The organism is Moorena sp. SIO3H5, assembly GCF_010692395.1.
Classification (GTDB): domain Bacteria; phylum Cyanobacteriota; class Cyanobacteriia; order Cyanobacteriales; family Coleofasciculaceae; genus Moorena.
In genome coordinates, this window is sequence record NZ_JAAHHS010000155.1 from 1 (window position 1) to 16,225 (window position 16,225).

The following is a 16,225-nucleotide window of genomic DNA, read 5'->3' on the forward strand; positions in this document are numbered from 1 at the left end:
AGTAGGCATCAAATAATCAAATTACAGGTTAGCAGGTTGAAGGTTAGCAGGTTGAAGGTTAGCAGGTTAGCAGGTTAGCAGGTTGAAGGTTACAGGTTACAGGTTACTAGGTTACTAGGTTACCAGGTTAAAGGTTATATTCTGAACCTTGGCCTATTGGCCACGCTACGCGAACAACCAAACCACCTTCAACCTTCAACCAAACCACCTTCAACCTTCAACCAAACCACCTTCAACCTTCAACCAAACCACCTTCAACCTTCAACCAAACCACCTTCAACCTTCAAGCAAACCACCTTCAACCTTCAAGCAAACCACCTTCAACCTTCAACCAAAAAACCTTCAACCAAACCACCTTCAACCAAACTACCAAAAAACCTTCAACCAAACTACCAAACCACCTTCAACCTTCAGGCAAACAACCTTCAACTTAATTATGACCCATATTCTTCACATTGATGCTAGTCCCCGTGGCGATCGCTCTATTTCTCGTCAATTGTCTAATCGGTTTATTCAAACTTGGAAGTCTTTCTATCCAGACGACACTGTCAGCTATCGAGATTTAGGTCATAATCCTGTCCCCCATGTTGATGAAAAGTGGATTGCTGCAGCATTTTGTCCTCCCGAAAAACGTACTCCTGAATTGGTAGAGGCAATTAAACTATCAGATACTTTGGTGGATGAATTGCTAGCAGCCGATCGCTATGTTTTCGGTATTCCCATGTACAACTTAAATGTTCCATCTACCTTCAAAGCTTATATCGATCAAATTGTCCGAGTTAATCGCACCTTTACCTTTGACCAAACTGGTAAATATCATGGCTTAGTTCCTCAGGGAAAGAAAATGCTAATTTTTACAGCTCGTGGCGGTAGTTTCTCTCCAGGAACCCCTAGTGCTGATTACGATTATCAGGAACCTTTTTTACGGGCTATATTTGGAGTGCTTGGCATTACAGATATCACGTTTATTCATGCCGAAAAACTAGATTTAGGGGAAGAATCCCGTCAGCAATCTTTGGCCAATGCCCGTGCTGAGCTTGAGAAAGCAGTAGGAACGTGGTAAGCTCACGCATTTAAATTGTAAAAGTCGGTTGATGGGGAGATGGGGAGAGGGTAGACCGCCTTTTTCAGAAGTGAATCGGACTGAAATTTAAATGCATATTAGCTTAATCAATTCAAACGTAAATTTTGGTAATTTTACAAACCAATTGAGGTATTTAAATGGAAACAAGATTGAAACTAAAGAAAGTTGAACCAGCAGCTTATCTAGCCATGAATTCCTTGGAAAACTATGTGAATAAAAGTGGGTTAGATAAAACACTAATGAAGTTGATTAAAGTTCGTGCTTCTCAACTGAATAAATGTGCGTTTTGTATCGATATGCATACAAAAGAAGCTAGAATTAATGGAGAAACTGAACAACGGATATATGCCCTAAATGCTTGGCGAGAAACGCCGTTTTTCAGTCCAGAAGAGCGGGCTGTATTAGAGCTAACTGAAGCAGTGACTATGATTTCAGAGAATCAGGTACCGAATTCAGTTTATGAAGAGGTAATTCGCTATTTTTCAGAAACTGAAATAGCTAAACTTTTGATGGCTATTGTCACGATCAATGGTTGGAATCGTATTGCTATTACTACAAAAATGATTCCAGGTGCCTATTAGAGTAAGCTATCAGCTATCAGCTATCAGCTATCAGCCATCAGCTATTAGCTATCAGCTATCAGCTATCAGCTATCAGCTATCAGCTATCAGCTATCAGCTAATGCGCTACTTGAGATGCTACTTGAGCTGCTAAGCACCTAAACAAAATTAATTTCCTACTACCAATCTCTGTAACTCTTACATGGTAAGGCTTTGAGTTTTATAAAATGTGTAATTAATTTTGTGCACCTGCTTATTAGCTATTAGCTATCAGCCAAATAAGTTTATTTTAAGCTGACCGCTGACTGCTGACTGCTGACTGCTTACAGAGGCTGTTTGTCAATAAAATGTGCTTTATTTTTATTCAACTATAACGAGGTAGATTAAACCATGACTAATAGTACAGCATTGAAAACATCAGTTTGTATTTTAGGTTCAGGTCCAGCTGGCATTGTAGTTGGTAATATCCTTCTACAAAATGGCATTGATTGTATCATTGCGGATAGATACAACCGCGAAGAAATATATACGAAGGCGCGGGCAGGTGTGCTGGAAAGCACGACAGTTGACCTACTCAAAAAACATGGTCTAGCGGATACAATTCTCCAAAATGGCTATACCCATGATACCTGTGAATTTCGTTACCCTGATTACAGCGTTGTCTTTGATTACGGAAAGTTAGCTGATGGGGATGTCCATTACATTTATCCCCAAAGCGATCTCAATGACGATCTGATCCAAAGATATCTGGATGCAGGTGGTAAGTTATTGTTACGCCATGAAGGAAAAAAAATTACTCAAACCGATGACGGCGTCATTGTTGAGTGTTACGATAAAGATGGTGACACTACAATCACGATTCATGCTGATTTTGTAGCAGGGTGTGATGGCTATCATGGAATCTCGCGCCAATCAATTCCAGACGGAGCGGTAGACATCTACACAAAACAGCATCCCTACGGCTGGCTGGCAATTTTAGCTTACGCACCACCTTCTGCAACACATGTCATCTATGGCTTGCATCATGATGGCTTTGGAGCTCACATGCCGCGCAATAGCAAGATTTCTCGTTATTACTTACAAGTTCCACTCCATGATGAGGTTAAAAATTGGCCTGATCAACGGATCTGGAGTACCTTGGCAAAGCGTCTGGCCAAAAAGGAATGGACTTTGAAAGAAGGGGAAATCTTTGACAAGCGGATTTTATCCATGCGCAGTTATGTTATGGAGCCGTTACAGTACCAACGGTTATTGATAGCTGGTGATGCGGGTCACATTATTACACCTTGCGGTGGGAAAGGTTTAAATCTGGCGGTACAGGATGCGGGTGTTCTCGGAGAAGTATTGGTAAGTTACTACCAGGAAAAACGGGATATTTCTTACCTAAAACGCTACTCGGAAATTCGTTTGCCCTATATTTGGCGTGCTCAAGAATTCTCTTGTTCGATGTTGCATATGCTGCATAAGTCTGAAGAGAAGAATGTAGACAATGTCCGTTTCTTCAATAAGTTGAGTGAATCGAAATTGAAACAATTGTCTACATCGGTTACATTTGCTAGGGATTTTGCTAGAAACTATGTCGGTATTATCTAGCAAAGGGAGTAGGGAGTAGGGAGTAGGGAGTAGGGAGTAGGGAATAAAATTATCAGAATTCCTACACGGATCCCTATCTGATTGACCGTAGGTCACGGTACGCGATGAAGCGTTCGCGTAGCGTGGCCAAAGGCCTCAGCTTCCGCGCTTGAGCGATTGGCCGTAGGCCACGCCAAAGGCGATCGAATTAGACACAAATTTGCCAATTAATTTGGGAATTGGGAATTGGGAATTGGGAATAATCTAGTGGTTTATCGGCTAATGAGGTACAGAGTATTGTTTACCTGTTCCCTGTTACATTTTAGCTATTACATGCTCCCTGCTCCCTGCTCCCTGCTCCCTGTTCCCTGCTCCCTGCTCCCTGCTCCCTGCTCCCTGCTCCCTCAAAAAATGTGCCTCACCCAAATTAAACAACTCTATAGGTTATTAAGGAGACCAATCATGAAGATTATCGAAATGCAAAATTATAAGAGTTTCGACTATTACGCTCAGCTGGAAGAACAACTTAAACCAAGCCGTATTGCTCTCATAAATCATCCAATTTACCAACAGTTAAATGACTTGGTATCTCTACAGATATTTATGGAGTCTCACGTGTTTGCTGTTTGGGATTTCATGTCTCTGATTAAGACTCTTCAACACCGAGTTACTTGCTTGGATGTACCTTGGGTGCCACCGACAGATATTAATTCTGCCAGGATGGTCAATGAGATTGTTTTAGCTGAAGAGACTGATGAAGTCTCACCAGGAAATTACATCAGTCACTATGATCTCTATATGGTAGCCATGACAGAAATTGGGGCTGATACTAATCCAATTAAAACGTTTATCTCTTCTCTTAGAAAAGGTATTCCATCTGAGCAAAGTATAGCCTCTCTTTCGATACCTGAATTAACCAAAACGTTTGTTAAATTCACGTTGGAAACTACGACTAAGTCAACCCATGAAGTAGCTGCTGCTTTTCTACTAGGTCGAGAAGATATCATTCCTGCTATGTTCAGACAGGTAATTGCTACTTTAGATAGTCTCTATGGATTTACTTGGGATTCTTTGCGTCTCTATCTAGACAGGCACAATTTTCTGGATGAGGATCAGCATGTTCCGATGGGTAAAAAACTCTTAAAAAATCTTTGTGGTGATGATCCTGTCAAGTGGGAGCAAGCTTTTAACTCTGCTGAGAATGCTCTCAAAGCACGCTATGCTCTATGGGATGGTGTAGCTGAGTTGATTCAGGTCAACAAAGAGAATGATATAGCGCTGCTTGAGATGTAATAAGGCGGTTTGCAATTGCTGTTAGGTACTTCTGGGTTTTTAGGGAACAGGGAACAGGGAACAGGGAACAGGGAACAGGGAACAGGGAAAACAATCCTGTGTACCTAATAGAAAATTTTCCGTAGGGTGCGTTAGGGGGGCCTTCATTTTTCGCCTCGTAGTCAGGGTTATGTTGCTGACCGTAACGCACCACCGTGTCAAACAGCAAAAATGAGATGCACCCACTTCGGATCAGGGAAATGGTAATCGAAATTGCGTAGTATTATAGGTCTCAATCGTTCTTTGATACTGTTCCCTTGTACGAAGTTTTATGTTGCTTTATAGTAAGCATATTTTCATATTAAATATTTCTATTATCCATTATAAAAGCAATAATAAATTACAAATTAGTTGTAAATTTAAATCAATTTTAAATTAATACTTTATCTGAGGCTAAATCATGCTAATTATCCAAAAGTATGGTGGTACGTCGGTTGGGTCAGTTGAAAGAATTAAAGCAGTTGCCCGGCGGGTGAAACAAACAGTCCAAAATAATAATACTGTGGTGGTAGTGGTTTCGGCGATGGGTAAAACCACTGATGATTTGCTCAGTTTATCGAAGGCAGTCTCGACTAATCCCAGTGCTAGGGAGATGGATATGCTTCTGTCTACTGGAGAACAAGTATCAATTGCTTTGCTGAGTATGGCATTGCAGGAATTGGGACAACCGGCTATTTCTTTAACTGGGGCACAAGTAGGAATTATTACTGATGCTGAACACGGTCGTGCCAGAATTTGGGAAATTCAGCCAAAGCGAATTCAGCACTATCTTAATCAAGAAACAGTGGTAGTTGTAGCTGGATTTCAGGGTATGAGCAGTGGTGATAACTTTGAAATTACTACTCTAGGACGTGGCGGTTCAGATATATCAGCTGTGGCGTTAGGGGCTGCCTTAAAAGCAAATTTGTGCGAAATTTATACTGATGTTCCAGGCATTTTTACAACTGATCCTCGGATTGTACCAGAGGCACAATTAATCCCAGAAATTACTTGTGATGAAATGCTAGAGTTAGCGAGTTTAGGGGCAAAGGTGCTACATCCTAGGGCGGTAGAGATTGCTCGCAATTATGGCTTACCTTTGGTTGTACGTTCAAGCTGGAACAATGCACCAGGAACTAGGATAATTTCTCCGATACCTAAACCTCTTTCTCTGAAAGGGTTGGAGATTAACAAGGCAGTATATGGAGTGGAATTGGAGACAAATCAAGTAAAAGTAGTCCGATGGCAAGGGCGGGATCGTATAGGGGTAGCGGCAGGGTTATTTGATGAAATTGCTCGTGACAATCTCGATGTTAATCTGATTATTCAGTCAATTCAGGAGGACAATGGTAAGGATATTGCTTTGACGGTAGTGAACAGAGGTTTGGATCAAGGTGAGACTTTAGCAGCTGCAGCGAGTGAAACTAAACTCAAAGAGTTGATTACTTCTGCTTTATACAGGGATCCTTGGCAAGGGTCACAAGAAGTAGAAATGATGGTAGAGCAGAACATGGCAACAGTGGCAATTACTGGGACTGGTATGATTGGGCGTCCTGGGGTTGCAGCTAAAATGTTTTCTACTCTAGCAGAGGCGGGAGTTAATATTGAGATGATTTCTACCTCTGAGTTGAAGATCACCTGTGTGATTAATGCTGAGGTATGCGATCGCGCTGTTGCTGCTTTGTGTCAGGCTTTTGAAATTGATCGTTCTGTAGTGCTCGGACCTGATTCAATTCAGGAGTTTGCTACCAGTTCAACCCCATCCCCAGTATCCGGTGCTGTGGTTGATCTCAACCAAGCTTGTATCACAATTCGCCATGTCCGAGATCAACCGGGAATGGCAGCAAAAGTCTTTGGACGACTGGCACAAGAAAATATTAGTGTTGATATGATTATTCAGTCTCAACGCTGTCATAGGTTTAATGATATCCCCAGCTGTGATATCGCTTTTACGGTGGCTCAAGCTGATGCTGAAGCAGCATCCATGGCTTTAAAAGCGTTAGCACTAAGTATTGGTTGTGGGGAGATTCTAGTGGATACAGAAATCGCTAAAGTTAGTCTAGTTGGGGGTGGTATGGTGGCACAACCAGGGGTTGTGGCTCAGTTTTTTGAGGCATTAGCACAACAGCAAATAACTATTCAAATGATTACAAGTTCGGACACTAAAATTAGTTGTGTGGTTGCTCAAGAAGAAGGAGTTAAGGCTTTAAATGCGGTGCATAAGGGGAGCATCCCGTTAGTTAAAAACTATCCCCAAACCCTCAAGGGTTTGGCTACACCAGCAAAGCCTAGCTACGCAGGCTAATCAGCAGGCTAATTAGTCGGACACAATTATAGCGCTACGCCCAAGGTCTTTAGGCAACAGGCAAGAGGAAAAAGTTGACGTGCATTAGCGCACTTTTTAGATGACTTTGTCAAAGTAAAGTTAACAATTGTAGTGTTAGATATTGGCCAGAAGTCAGATGAGTCTCCAACACCGTCTGGTAGAATTGTTAGCTAGAGCTTTACTACGAGCCTAACTAATTCAAGCGAACATGGTATTGAGAGAGAAAAAATCCCGGCTACACTGAGCCGGGAGGTTCACCCGATCGCCATCCTTTTCAAATCTATCCCTGAAAAAACCTCAAAGGTTGTCACACTCAGGTAAATAATCTTGAGGGGTAGCGTCAAGTGTTGCGCCGAACGAGCAATATCTAGTAGTTATCCGGCAATACTGGTATTTGGTCTAGTGGGATGTCATCGTCACCCTCTGGCACCCAATAATCGTCATCGAAATTGGTTTGCCCCTGAGCCTCAAAATCCCAGAAATAAGGCTGGATTTTGAGCCACTCGCTGAATTTCTGCTCTTTTGCGTAGGCAACAAGCCGCGCTTCGAGATATTCCACGATATCTGGATGCAGCCAAGCAACATTGTTCTGCTCTTTCTTGTCCTTAGAGAGATTGAATAGCTCGGTCTTACCAGGAAGAGTTGCGTACTTGATCAACTTCCAATTGCCTTTGCGGATAGCCCCGCGATAGGTCTCGACATTGATCAAAATCTCCTCATGGGGTGAGATAGCCCCTTCAGCAATGGTCGCCCATGCTTCTTTCCCGTCGAAAGGTTTATCGGCACTGCCCTGAGCACCGGCAAGAGCCAGTAGGGTAGGCATGATATCTACATGGTGTAGAGGTTCGTCCACCACTGCTGGCTGGAGTTGGGCTGGCCAGTTCACGATGGCAGGTAAACGCACTGCACCCTCATAAAGGCCCGTCTTACCACCCCGGAAAGGCTCGTTAGAGGCTGACGGAGCGTCTGGAATTGTGGCCCCTGGTCCGTAGAATATTTTTGGCCTTTCTGCGCTGCCACCGTTGTCAGTGGTGAAGAAGATCAGCGTGTTATCGCGCATACCTTCCTCTTCGAGAGCCTCGAGCATATCACCGATCTCGGTGTCGAGAATCTCTACCATAGCTGCGTAGGCGCGCTTCTCCTTATTCTCACGACCCGGAAACAGATCCTTATAAGCTTTGCGATCTTTTCGAGGGGCTTGCAATGGAGTGTGGGGGGCCAGGGAAGCGAAATAGAGGAAAAACGGCTTCGACTGGTCGTGTTGATGGATTAGCTTTACGGCTTCGTCCCCAATCAACTCGGTGTAGTAGCCATCTTCGGGTGCTACAATGTCTAACCTTTTACCGTTGCGCTGCCAATCGATTTCCAAACCACTTTTATCCTCCTTGGTAAAATAATCTACCTCACCCATGACGTTGCCATAGAAGTAGTCAAAGCCACGATTCTGGGGCCAATAATCCTTAGAAGCGTGGCCGAGATGCCATTTGCCGACCATTGCCGTTTCGTAACCAGCTCTTTTAAGAGCTTTAGCCAAAGTCATCTCATCCGTGGGCAATCCGTACTCGTGTGCGGGGAAGATAACGTTAGTCTGCAAACCGTAGCGCATGGGGTAACGCCCTGTCAACAGTGCAGCTCGTGCTGGAGTGCATACGGGCAAACCGTAGTATGATTCCAAGCGCACACCTGTCTCAGCAAGCTGGTCGATATTCGGTGTCCTGATCTTGCTACCACGATAACCTAGATCGGCATTACCCAGGTCATCTGCCAAAATCACAATGATGTTAGGCTTACGCTCCGGGGTGGCGGCCAGAGCACTCGGGAGCCAGGGCAGCATTCCCGAAAGGAATAGTAGAAGGGAGGTCGCGATCGCTATTCCCTTTCTGATCGTTTGTTTCATGAAGCCAAAAACTCCTGATTTTTGATTTTTGTGTTCGATGGTAAAACCGCTATGGGGTCAGTCAAAGACTCCAAGGCTAGTTTAGTGGTAAGCTATCTCTGTCAACAACCGAAAATTCCAACTTTCTCAGATATAAGATTTAAATAACTAATTTTTAAATTGTATTAGTTTTGCTTATATTTGATTAGATGATTTTTTTCTAGATGGGGGCATAAATGACTTTATTAATTGATGCCAACAATAGTAAAACTACCCAACCTGAGGCTGAGCCTGGGACAGGCAATCAGAATATTGTCTCCAAATCCATTACAGATGTGGATAGTGTCAAAGAGTTTTTTAAGTATAAAAATAGGGAAATAATCCAACTCAGTCCCGGTCCTCTTCAAGCTAAGTTTTTGTCGATTCAGGTTGGTAACTTATTTTTTGTATATAATCAGGTCAACCAAGGGATTCAAGTCTCGGGTGAGGGACAAAATGAATACATATGTTTTGGGATAATTTACTCTGAAAATGAAAAAGAATATTACTCCTTACGTCACCCTGTGGAGCCTCAAAAGACTATTTTTGGTTTCAATAACTGGGAAGCAGATGCAATCTTTCCTCAAGGTTTAACGTTGATACAAATTATAATCCCTGTTCCAACATTTGATGCTTATGCAGACCAACTACAACGCCACGATCTAGACGATAATTTCCGAAGTAAAAATCAGGTGAATTTGCTCCCAACGGGGATGAAGGAAATTAAAGATTACCTGAAAGAACTTGTTTGGTTAGCATTACACAAACCTAATTGGTTACAAAACCCTCACATTGAAAAACTCGTTGCTGATGATTTCATTCCTTTGTTGATTAGTCAGATTCCCATTAAGTTAAATTCCAAGTGTTTTCTCAAAGCTTCCCGAAGAGCAAAGTTGATTGCCCAAGCTGAAAAAGAAATGTTAGCCAACTTAGAAAAACCTCTGACCTTAAAACAGCTAGCTCAAAATTTAGGGTCTAGCAGTTCTGCGTTATCCTATGGTTTTCAGGACTTATTTGGCTTGAGTCCCATGCGCTATCTCAAGGTACGACGACTTAATGCAGTGCGACAACGCCTGAAGGCAAGCGAACCAGAAAGTTGTTCCATAGCCGAACTTGCTAGTGAATTTGGGTTCTACCATTCAAGTCATTTTGCTAAAGATTACAAAGCTATGTTTGGGGAGTTACCTTCAGAGACATTGCAAAACACTGCAAACTAATCCTTGACTATCGATCGATAAATATCTCTCGAAGTTATAGCGCTACGCCCAAGGGCTTTAGGCAAGAGGCATGCTAGCAATAGCTGAATAGAATAGCGTAGGTGCGCTCTTACTTGGCGAATTAAATTCACCACGGGTCGCACCTTTTGCTGCTTTTATATAGCATTGCTCGTAGCGATGAGGTACACATTATTTTTTCCCTCTTCCCTCACTTCCCCTCCTGGGAGGGGTTAGGGGTGGGTTCCTCTTCCCTGCTCCCTGCTCCCTGCTCCCTAAAAACCCATAAATTTGTACCTCACAAGTCGTAGAATTGCTATAAATGTCAAACACCTTAATGGGTAGTGTTATACTTCCAAAAATCAGGGAAAAATTAGGCAAAAATCAGGAGAATAAAATTATGATCAAACTTTATGATTACCAGCTATCTGGCAATTGCTACAAAGTGCGGCTAATGCTTTCACTACTTGGGTTAGAACACGAGACTGTCTGGGTTGACCTGGACAATGGTGAACACAAATCTCCCGAGTTTCTGGAATTGAATTCCTTTGGACAAGTGCCAGTTCTGACTGATGGAGATTTAATCTTTCAGGATGCCCAAGGTATTTTAGTATATCTAGCACGGCGCTATGGTAGCGAAGACTGGCTGCCTTTGGAGCCTGAAGCTATGAGTCGAGTGATGCGCTGGCTATCTACAACTGCAGGAGAGATTCGCCAGGGTCCAGAGTTTGCCAGACTTTATTACAAGTTTAATGTACAAACGGTTAACATCGAGGTAGCAACACAAAAGTCCGAAACTATCCTGACACTGCTCGACAACCACCTCAGTGATCGGGAATGGCTGGAACTAGGTCACCCCACAATTGCAGATATTGCTTGCTTTCCCTATGTTAGTCTCTCACCAGATGCCAAGATTTCTCTAGATGCTTACCCCAATGTGATGTCTTGGATGGAGCGGATTAAGCAATTAACAGGCTACATTGCGATCGCGTAGCGTGACCGTAGGTCAATCCCATAGCGTGACCGTAGGTCAATCGCCTTTGGCGCGGCAGAGCCGATCGCGTAGCGTGACCGTAGGTCAATCCCATAGCGTGACCGTAGGTCAATCCCATAATTTCCTCCCCACCATCAGCCCCTAACTGAATCATCTCGATGGCGCTAGCGGTACTCTTTCCAGGTATGCTGAATCTAGCGCCATTTATAGCATTTTCAATTACAATTCAGAACAATCCCGCAATACAATACAGTATCGACGAGGACGACTGATTATCCCTTCTTCCTCAAACTGCTTGATTATCCTGGTGATGGTTACGCGTGTGGTACCAATCATCTCAGCTAGTTCTTGATGGGTCACTGGTATGTCAATCAGCTGCCCACTAGAGACGGGACGACCGAACTTCCGGGCTAACCAACTCAAAAACTGTTGCAAACGCTGAGAGACTCTTGGGGTTCTAATGATAGACAGCAACTCTTCTGTCTGTCGCAAATGGCAAACAATAGCCTCCGATAAGCGGTAAGACTGAGACAAAGACAGACATTGCGCTTTAACCCTAGTCAAACACTCGATCTCGTAAGTTTGCAAGTTAGACAAAGATTTCCCCACTACATCCCCAGCTCCCCAATATCCTAATGTGATTACCGTTCCTTCGTCATTCCAGGTCAAGGTTTTCACCACACCCTGTTGAACTACCCATAGTTGATCGGGTTCTAGAGCAATCAAGTCATGGCGTTTAAACAGATGAACAGATGGCTTGAACCTAGTGATGACAGGGTTCTGAGTCACTAACGATTGCTCTGATGCCTTACCAAATCTCGGAATTGTCATGATTCTTAATAAAAATAGGTTTCATTTTATTTAAGCAGTAGTGTAGGCTATTTCAAGTACCTATTGAATATATTTTTCAATAAATAACCTAGGAGGTGTAGATAGTGGCAAACACTGCGGAGAGTTCCCGATTAGTAGAGGGAGAGTATGGTTGGTGGGCAGGAAACGCTCGCCTGACTGAGTTATCCGGGAAATTATTGGGGGCTCATGTTGCCCATGCTGGTCTAATCGTATTCTGGGCCGGAGCAATAACCCTGTTTGAACTATCCTGCCTCAATCCTGCCAAACCGATGTACGAACAAGGGTTAATCCTGCTGCCCCACTTAGCAGCTCAAGGCTGGGGCGTTGGTGCTGGGGGAGCTATAGTCGATACTTACCCCTACTTTGTAATTGGTGTTTTGCACCTGATCTCTTCAGCATTTCTCGGCTTTGGTGGTACCTTCCACGCCCTCCGTGGTCCGGAAACTTTGGAAGAAAAGTCTGGCTTCTTTGGGTATAGCTGGGCAGATGGGGACAAAATGACCACTATCATTGGCATTCACCTGATTCTACTGGGATTTGGAGCTTTCCTACTGGTGGCTAAAGCTATGGCGTTTGGGGGGTTGTACGATCCAGCAGTGCAGAATGTGCGAGTCATTAACAACCCTACCCTCGATCCAGCAGTGATTTTCGGTTATCTGTTTGGTACTGTGGGCAAGAACTGGATTGCTGGAGTCAGTAACCTAGAAGATGTAGTTGGTGGTCATATTTGGGTTGGCCTGCTCTGTATTGGTGGTGGCTTTTGGCACATCAAAACTCAACCATCTGAGTGGACACGGGGTCTTTTTATTTGGTCTGGAGAAGCCTATCTTTCCTACAGCTTGGGCGCTTTGGCGCTGATGGGTTTTATCGCCGCCTACTTTTGCGCTGTTAACACCGTAGTCTATCCAGAAGTCTTCTATGGACCGGCTTTATCCGTTAAGCTGGGTGTTTTCCCTTACTTTGCTGATCCTAACTCTAGCTCCCTTTCTTGCCGGAGTTGGTTAGCTAATGCTCACTTCTTCCTTGGGTTTTTCTTCCTCCAAGGGCATATTTGGCATGCTTTGCGAGCAGCTGGCTTTGATTTTGGCCGGGGTAAGGTAGTCGCTTCAGAAGCTACTACTTAAATTCAGCTTAATGCAATTAATTCTAATAAAGTGTCGATATAATGGCATTTTATTGACCAAACAAAAATGCAAATAATTCTCAAAGAGGTACATCAATGACAGCAGTAATTGCTGATAGTCCCAACCAAGGCCAAATATCAAAAGTAGGCTGGTGGGCTGGTAATGCTCGTTTTATTGAATTATCCGGTAAGTTGCTAGGCGCTCATATTGCCCATGCTGGTTTGATAGTCCTGTGGGCAGGAGCAATGACCCTGTTTGAAATATCTCGCTACAACCCTGACGTGCCGATGTATGACCAGGGATTAATCTTGTTGCCCCACCTGGCTTCCTTAGGCTTGGGTGTTGGGTCTGGTGGTCAAATTATCGACACTTATCCCTATTTTGTGGTTGGAGTCTTGCATTTGATTTCCTCAGCAGTGCTCGGAGCTGGAGGACTTTACCATTCCCTGCTTACCCCAGATAAATTAACCAATGATGGCACTTTTGCTGGTTTCTTTGGCTATGACTGGGAAGACTCCGACAAGATGACCACCATTATCGGCATTCACCTCATCCTTTTGGGGGTTGGTGCTTGGCTGTTGGTAGCTAAAGCCCTGTTTTGGGGTGGACTATTTGACCCCTGGGCGAGTGGGGGTGGCGATGTACGAGTGATTACCGATCCTACCCTTAGCCCTGTCAAAATTTTTGGCTACTTAGTTGGTGCATCCGGTTCAGAAGGCATGGCAGCCGTGAAGAATTTAGAAGATGTGGTTGGCGGTCACATCTGGATTGGTTCGATCTGCATTGCTGGTGGTTTCTGGCACATCTTGACCAAGCCATTTAACTGGGCACGTGAGGTTTTGGTTTATTCCGGGGAAGCTTATCTCTCCTATAGCTTAGGAGCGCTGGCCTACATGGGAATTTTTGCCGCCTACTTTGTCATGGTCAATGACACCGTTTATCCGGAAGTGTTCTATGGTCCAGTAGGAACTTTAGAAGCCAGTGATGGCATCGTTTCTGCTCGCGGTTGGTTAGCAGCATTCCACTTTGTCTTTGCGGTGTTATTTCTGTTCGGTCATATCTGGCATGCTATCCGGGCGCGAGGAGCAGAAGCTGGTTTTGACTTCAAAAAAGGTGAGCTGATTATCCCTCGGAGTAATCCCCAAGTTGGTGATTTGGCAACCCCAATTAACTCCTCAGATATTAGCCTTAACTTCCTCAAAAACCTACCTATTTACCGTCCCGGTCTTTCTCCCCTCTCCAGGGGTCTAGAAATTGGCATGGCTCATGGATATTTTATCTTTGGTCCGTTTGCGAAATTAGGACCGTTGCGGGATTCACAGATGGCAAACTTAGCTGGTGTAACAGCAGCTATTGCTCTGATTGTAATCGCGACCATCGGCCTATCAATCTACGGTACAGTCACCTTTAAAAAAGAGCTAAAAACTGTACCTCGACCCACATTCGTTACCAGGGTACCCGAGGTACCAGAAACTATCCAAACTGCTGACGGATGGAGTCAGTTTGCTGGAGCTTTTCTAGTTGGTGGCGCTGGAGGAGCGATTTTTGCCTATCTGCTGGTCAATAACCTCAGTATGATTCAGGGCATGATGGGTTAAAATAGTTGCTAAGAAGTCTCAACAAATGCTAGAGTAATTAATGGAGCATTCTATACGCTTCTTAAAATAGGAGCTGTCTGGGGCTAGGAAGCCATGTGAACCCTAACCCCATTATCTCTTTTCCCTAGCTTACATATAACTAACCGTTCATCCGTCCGATAGTGACAGCCAGGTTAAGTGCAACCTTGACCTAAACTATGGCAACAGACAATAATCCCTCCTTTTGGTCTCGATTTATTGATAAAATTTATTAATAAATTTGAAAGAACCTAGAAGGCCTTGATAAAGATGAATGCCATAACCAAGATGGATGTCTCCACCTCCCACTAGCATTTATTGGTATTGCTGCCACTGTGGGCAACAAATACCAATGCTGGAGGAAACCATACTGACTGAGTCAGTACCCTGTGGGGATAAGAATCTAATCAACATCAATCAGGAGTAAATAAAAATGTCAAAAATTGGTCTTTTCGTCGGCTCTCAAACCGGTAAAACTGAGGCGGCAGCTGAAGAAATTCAAGAAGGACTTGGCGGTGATGATGTCGTCACTATACATAAAATAGAAGAGGCTGAAAATAGCGATTTTGAGAAGTACGACAATATCATCATTGGCTCTCCTACTTGGGATATTGGTGAATTACAATCTGACTGGGATGCCTACTTTGAAGAGTTAGATAATATCAACTTTAGTGGTAAGAAAGTTGCCTACTTTGGAACTGGAGACCAGGAGGGCTATCCTGATAATTTTATGGATGCTATTGGTATTCTAGAAGCAAAAATATCCGAATTGGGGGGTAGCACCGTTGGACAGTGGCCAAATGATGGTTACGAATTTAATGAATCAAAAGCTCTCAAAAATGGTAAGTTTATTGGTCTTGCCCTCGATGACGATAACCAGTCTGAACTGACTGAAAAACGGATAAAAACTTGGGTAGCGCAACTCAAACAAGAGTTTGGAGTTTAGTTTTTACCACCTTTGTAAACTGCTAAGCATTCAGCTTACACCTGAAAACAGTCTCTATTTTATAAAGCTAGCTACGTTGACCGTTGACTATTGACCACTTACAGTTGATCGTTAACGGTCAACATTAATGACTTACCAACAGATAAAAAATTGCTTCACCCCTATTGAAGATTTGTGATGAAAAAATTGCTATAGGTATCCGTTTAGTAATTGTGATAATTTTTGATACCTACTCCCTACTCCCTACTCCCTACTCCCTACTCCCTACTCCCTACTCCCTACTCCCTACTCCCTACTCCCTACTCCCTTTGCTATATGTCTATTTTGCCTGAAATCCTTTGGTTGAATGTTAGTCCAAGTTTTCTACGTTTTGATCAGCCTTTAATTCGTTATTTCTCTAAACAAAAGCGAGTTGGCCAGTGGGAATATCGCCAAAATCAAGATGAACCAACTTCTCTTGATATCGCCCTGACCTTACTTCATGACTATCTCAAAGCCTCAGATCATCCTATCCATCTGGTGGGTCACAGCACTGCTGGTTTGGTAGGACTACTCTATAGCCGTAAATATCCTGAAAAAGTAAAGTCTTTAACTCTATTATCAGTAGGTGTTAATCCTGCAGTTGACTGGCAAGCCCACTACTATGTGCAGCTCCAACTTTTACCCTGCACTCGCCAAGTGTTGCTTAGCCAAATGGTTAAGAGCCTCTTT

The 16,225-nt window shown here is 43.6% G+C and carries 15 protein-coding genes; 12 read left to right on the forward strand and 3 right to left on the reverse strand.

Going from position 1 to position 16,225, the window contains the following annotated elements; all coding sequences use genetic code 11:
- Nucleotides 1-148: 148 nt before the first annotated feature.
- The 5 genes from F6K52_RS17745 to F6K52_RS17765 all read left to right on the forward strand — a co-directional run bounded on the left by F6K52_RS17745 (nt 149) and on the right by F6K52_RS17765 (nt 6,832).
- Nucleotides 149-1,063 (forward strand): FMN-dependent NADH-azoreductase, encoded by a 915-nt coding sequence (locus F6K52_RS17745; protein WP_293080113.1) that lies wholly within the window; start codon nt 149-151, stop codon nt 1,061-1,063.
- A gap of 158 nt (nt 1,064-1,221) precedes the next feature.
- On the forward strand, nt 1,222-1,665 hold the full coding sequence (locus F6K52_RS17750) for a carboxymuconolactone decarboxylase family protein (protein ID WP_293080115.1): 444 nt from the start codon (nt 1,222-1,224) through the stop codon (nt 1,663-1,665).
- Nucleotides 1,666-2,034: 369 nt separating this feature from the next.
- Nucleotides 2,035-3,237, forward strand: a complete 1,203-nt coding sequence (locus tag F6K52_RS17755; protein ID WP_293080119.1) for a 4-hydroxybenzoate 3-monooxygenase — start codon at nt 2,035-2,037, stop codon at nt 3,235-3,237.
- Nucleotides 3,238-3,498: 261 nt separating this feature from the next.
- Nucleotides 3,499-4,509, forward strand: coding sequence for a DUF3050 domain-containing protein (locus F6K52_RS17760; protein WP_293080122.1), 1,011 nt, complete (start codon nt 3,499-3,501; stop codon nt 4,507-4,509).
- A 439-nt stretch (nt 4,510-4,948) separates the two neighbouring features.
- On the forward strand, nt 4,949-6,832 hold the full coding sequence (locus F6K52_RS17765) for an aspartate kinase (protein WP_293080125.1): 1,884 nt from the start codon (nt 4,949-4,951) through the stop codon (nt 6,830-6,832).
- A gap of 388 nt (nt 6,833-7,220) precedes the next feature.
- On the opposite strand, the gene F6K52_RS17770 is transcribed toward F6K52_RS17765, so the two are convergent.
- On the reverse strand, nt 7,221-8,750 hold the full coding sequence (locus F6K52_RS17770; protein WP_293080128.1) for an arylsulfatase: 1,530 nt from the start codon (nt 8,748-8,750) through the stop codon (nt 7,221-7,223).
- 215 nt (nt 8,751-8,965) lie between these two features.
- On the opposite strand from F6K52_RS17770, the gene F6K52_RS17775 reads away from it, so the two are divergent.
- From F6K52_RS17775 to F6K52_RS17785, 3 genes are all read left to right on the forward strand, one after another.
- Nucleotides 8,966-9,985: an AraC family transcriptional regulator gene (locus tag F6K52_RS17775; protein WP_293080131.1), complete on the forward strand. Its 1,020-nt coding sequence runs from the start codon at nt 8,966-8,968 to the stop codon at nt 9,983-9,985.
- Nucleotides 9,986-10,131: 146 nt separating this feature from the next.
- Entirely contained in the window at nt 10,132-10,293 is a 162-nt protein-coding gene (locus tag F6K52_RS17780; protein ID WP_293080134.1) for a hypothetical protein, read from the forward strand.
- A gap of 89 nt (nt 10,294-10,382) precedes the next feature.
- Entirely contained in the window at nt 10,383-10,976 is a 594-nt protein-coding gene (locus tag F6K52_RS17785) for a glutathione S-transferase (RefSeq protein ID WP_293080137.1), read from the forward strand.
- Here F6K52_RS17785 and F6K52_RS17790 read toward each other — a convergent pair.
- Together F6K52_RS17790 and F6K52_RS17795 are read right to left on the reverse strand one after the other, a co-directional pair.
- Complete coding sequence (locus F6K52_RS17790; RefSeq protein WP_293080139.1) at nt 10,942-11,130, reverse strand: hypothetical protein; 189 nt, start codon at nt 11,128-11,130, stop codon at nt 10,942-10,944. The genes F6K52_RS17785 and F6K52_RS17790 overlap by 35 nt on opposite strands.
- 65 nt (nt 11,131-11,195) lie before the next feature.
- Nucleotides 11,196-11,807 (reverse strand): Crp/Fnr family transcriptional regulator, encoded by a 612-nt coding sequence (locus F6K52_RS17795; protein ID WP_293080142.1) that lies wholly within the window; start codon nt 11,805-11,807, stop codon nt 11,196-11,198.
- Nucleotides 11,808-11,911: 104 nt separating this feature from the next.
- Between F6K52_RS17795 and F6K52_RS17800 the strand changes: the two genes are divergently transcribed.
- The 4 genes from F6K52_RS17800 to F6K52_RS17820 form a co-directional block, all read left to right on the forward strand.
- On the forward strand, nt 11,912-12,952 hold the full coding sequence (locus tag F6K52_RS17800; protein WP_293080145.1) for a chlorophyll a/b binding light-harvesting protein: 1,041 nt from the start codon (nt 11,912-11,914) through the stop codon (nt 12,950-12,952).
- A 95-nt stretch (nt 12,953-13,047) separates the two neighbouring features.
- A complete protein-coding gene (locus tag F6K52_RS17805) occupies nt 13,048-14,550 on the forward strand; it encodes a chlorophyll a/b binding light-harvesting protein (protein WP_364418304.1) in 1,503 nt (500 codons plus the stop codon).
- A 451-nt stretch (nt 14,551-15,001) separates the two neighbouring features.
- Complete coding sequence (fldA, locus tag F6K52_RS17815; RefSeq protein WP_293080148.1) at nt 15,002-15,514, forward strand: flavodoxin FldA; 513 nt, start codon at nt 15,002-15,004, stop codon at nt 15,512-15,514.
- Between the two features lie 315 nt (nt 15,515-15,829).
- Nucleotides 15,830-16,225, forward strand: a 396-nt coding sequence (locus F6K52_RS17820; RefSeq protein WP_293080151.1) for an alpha/beta fold hydrolase, incomplete at its 3' end; no start/stop codon positions are given.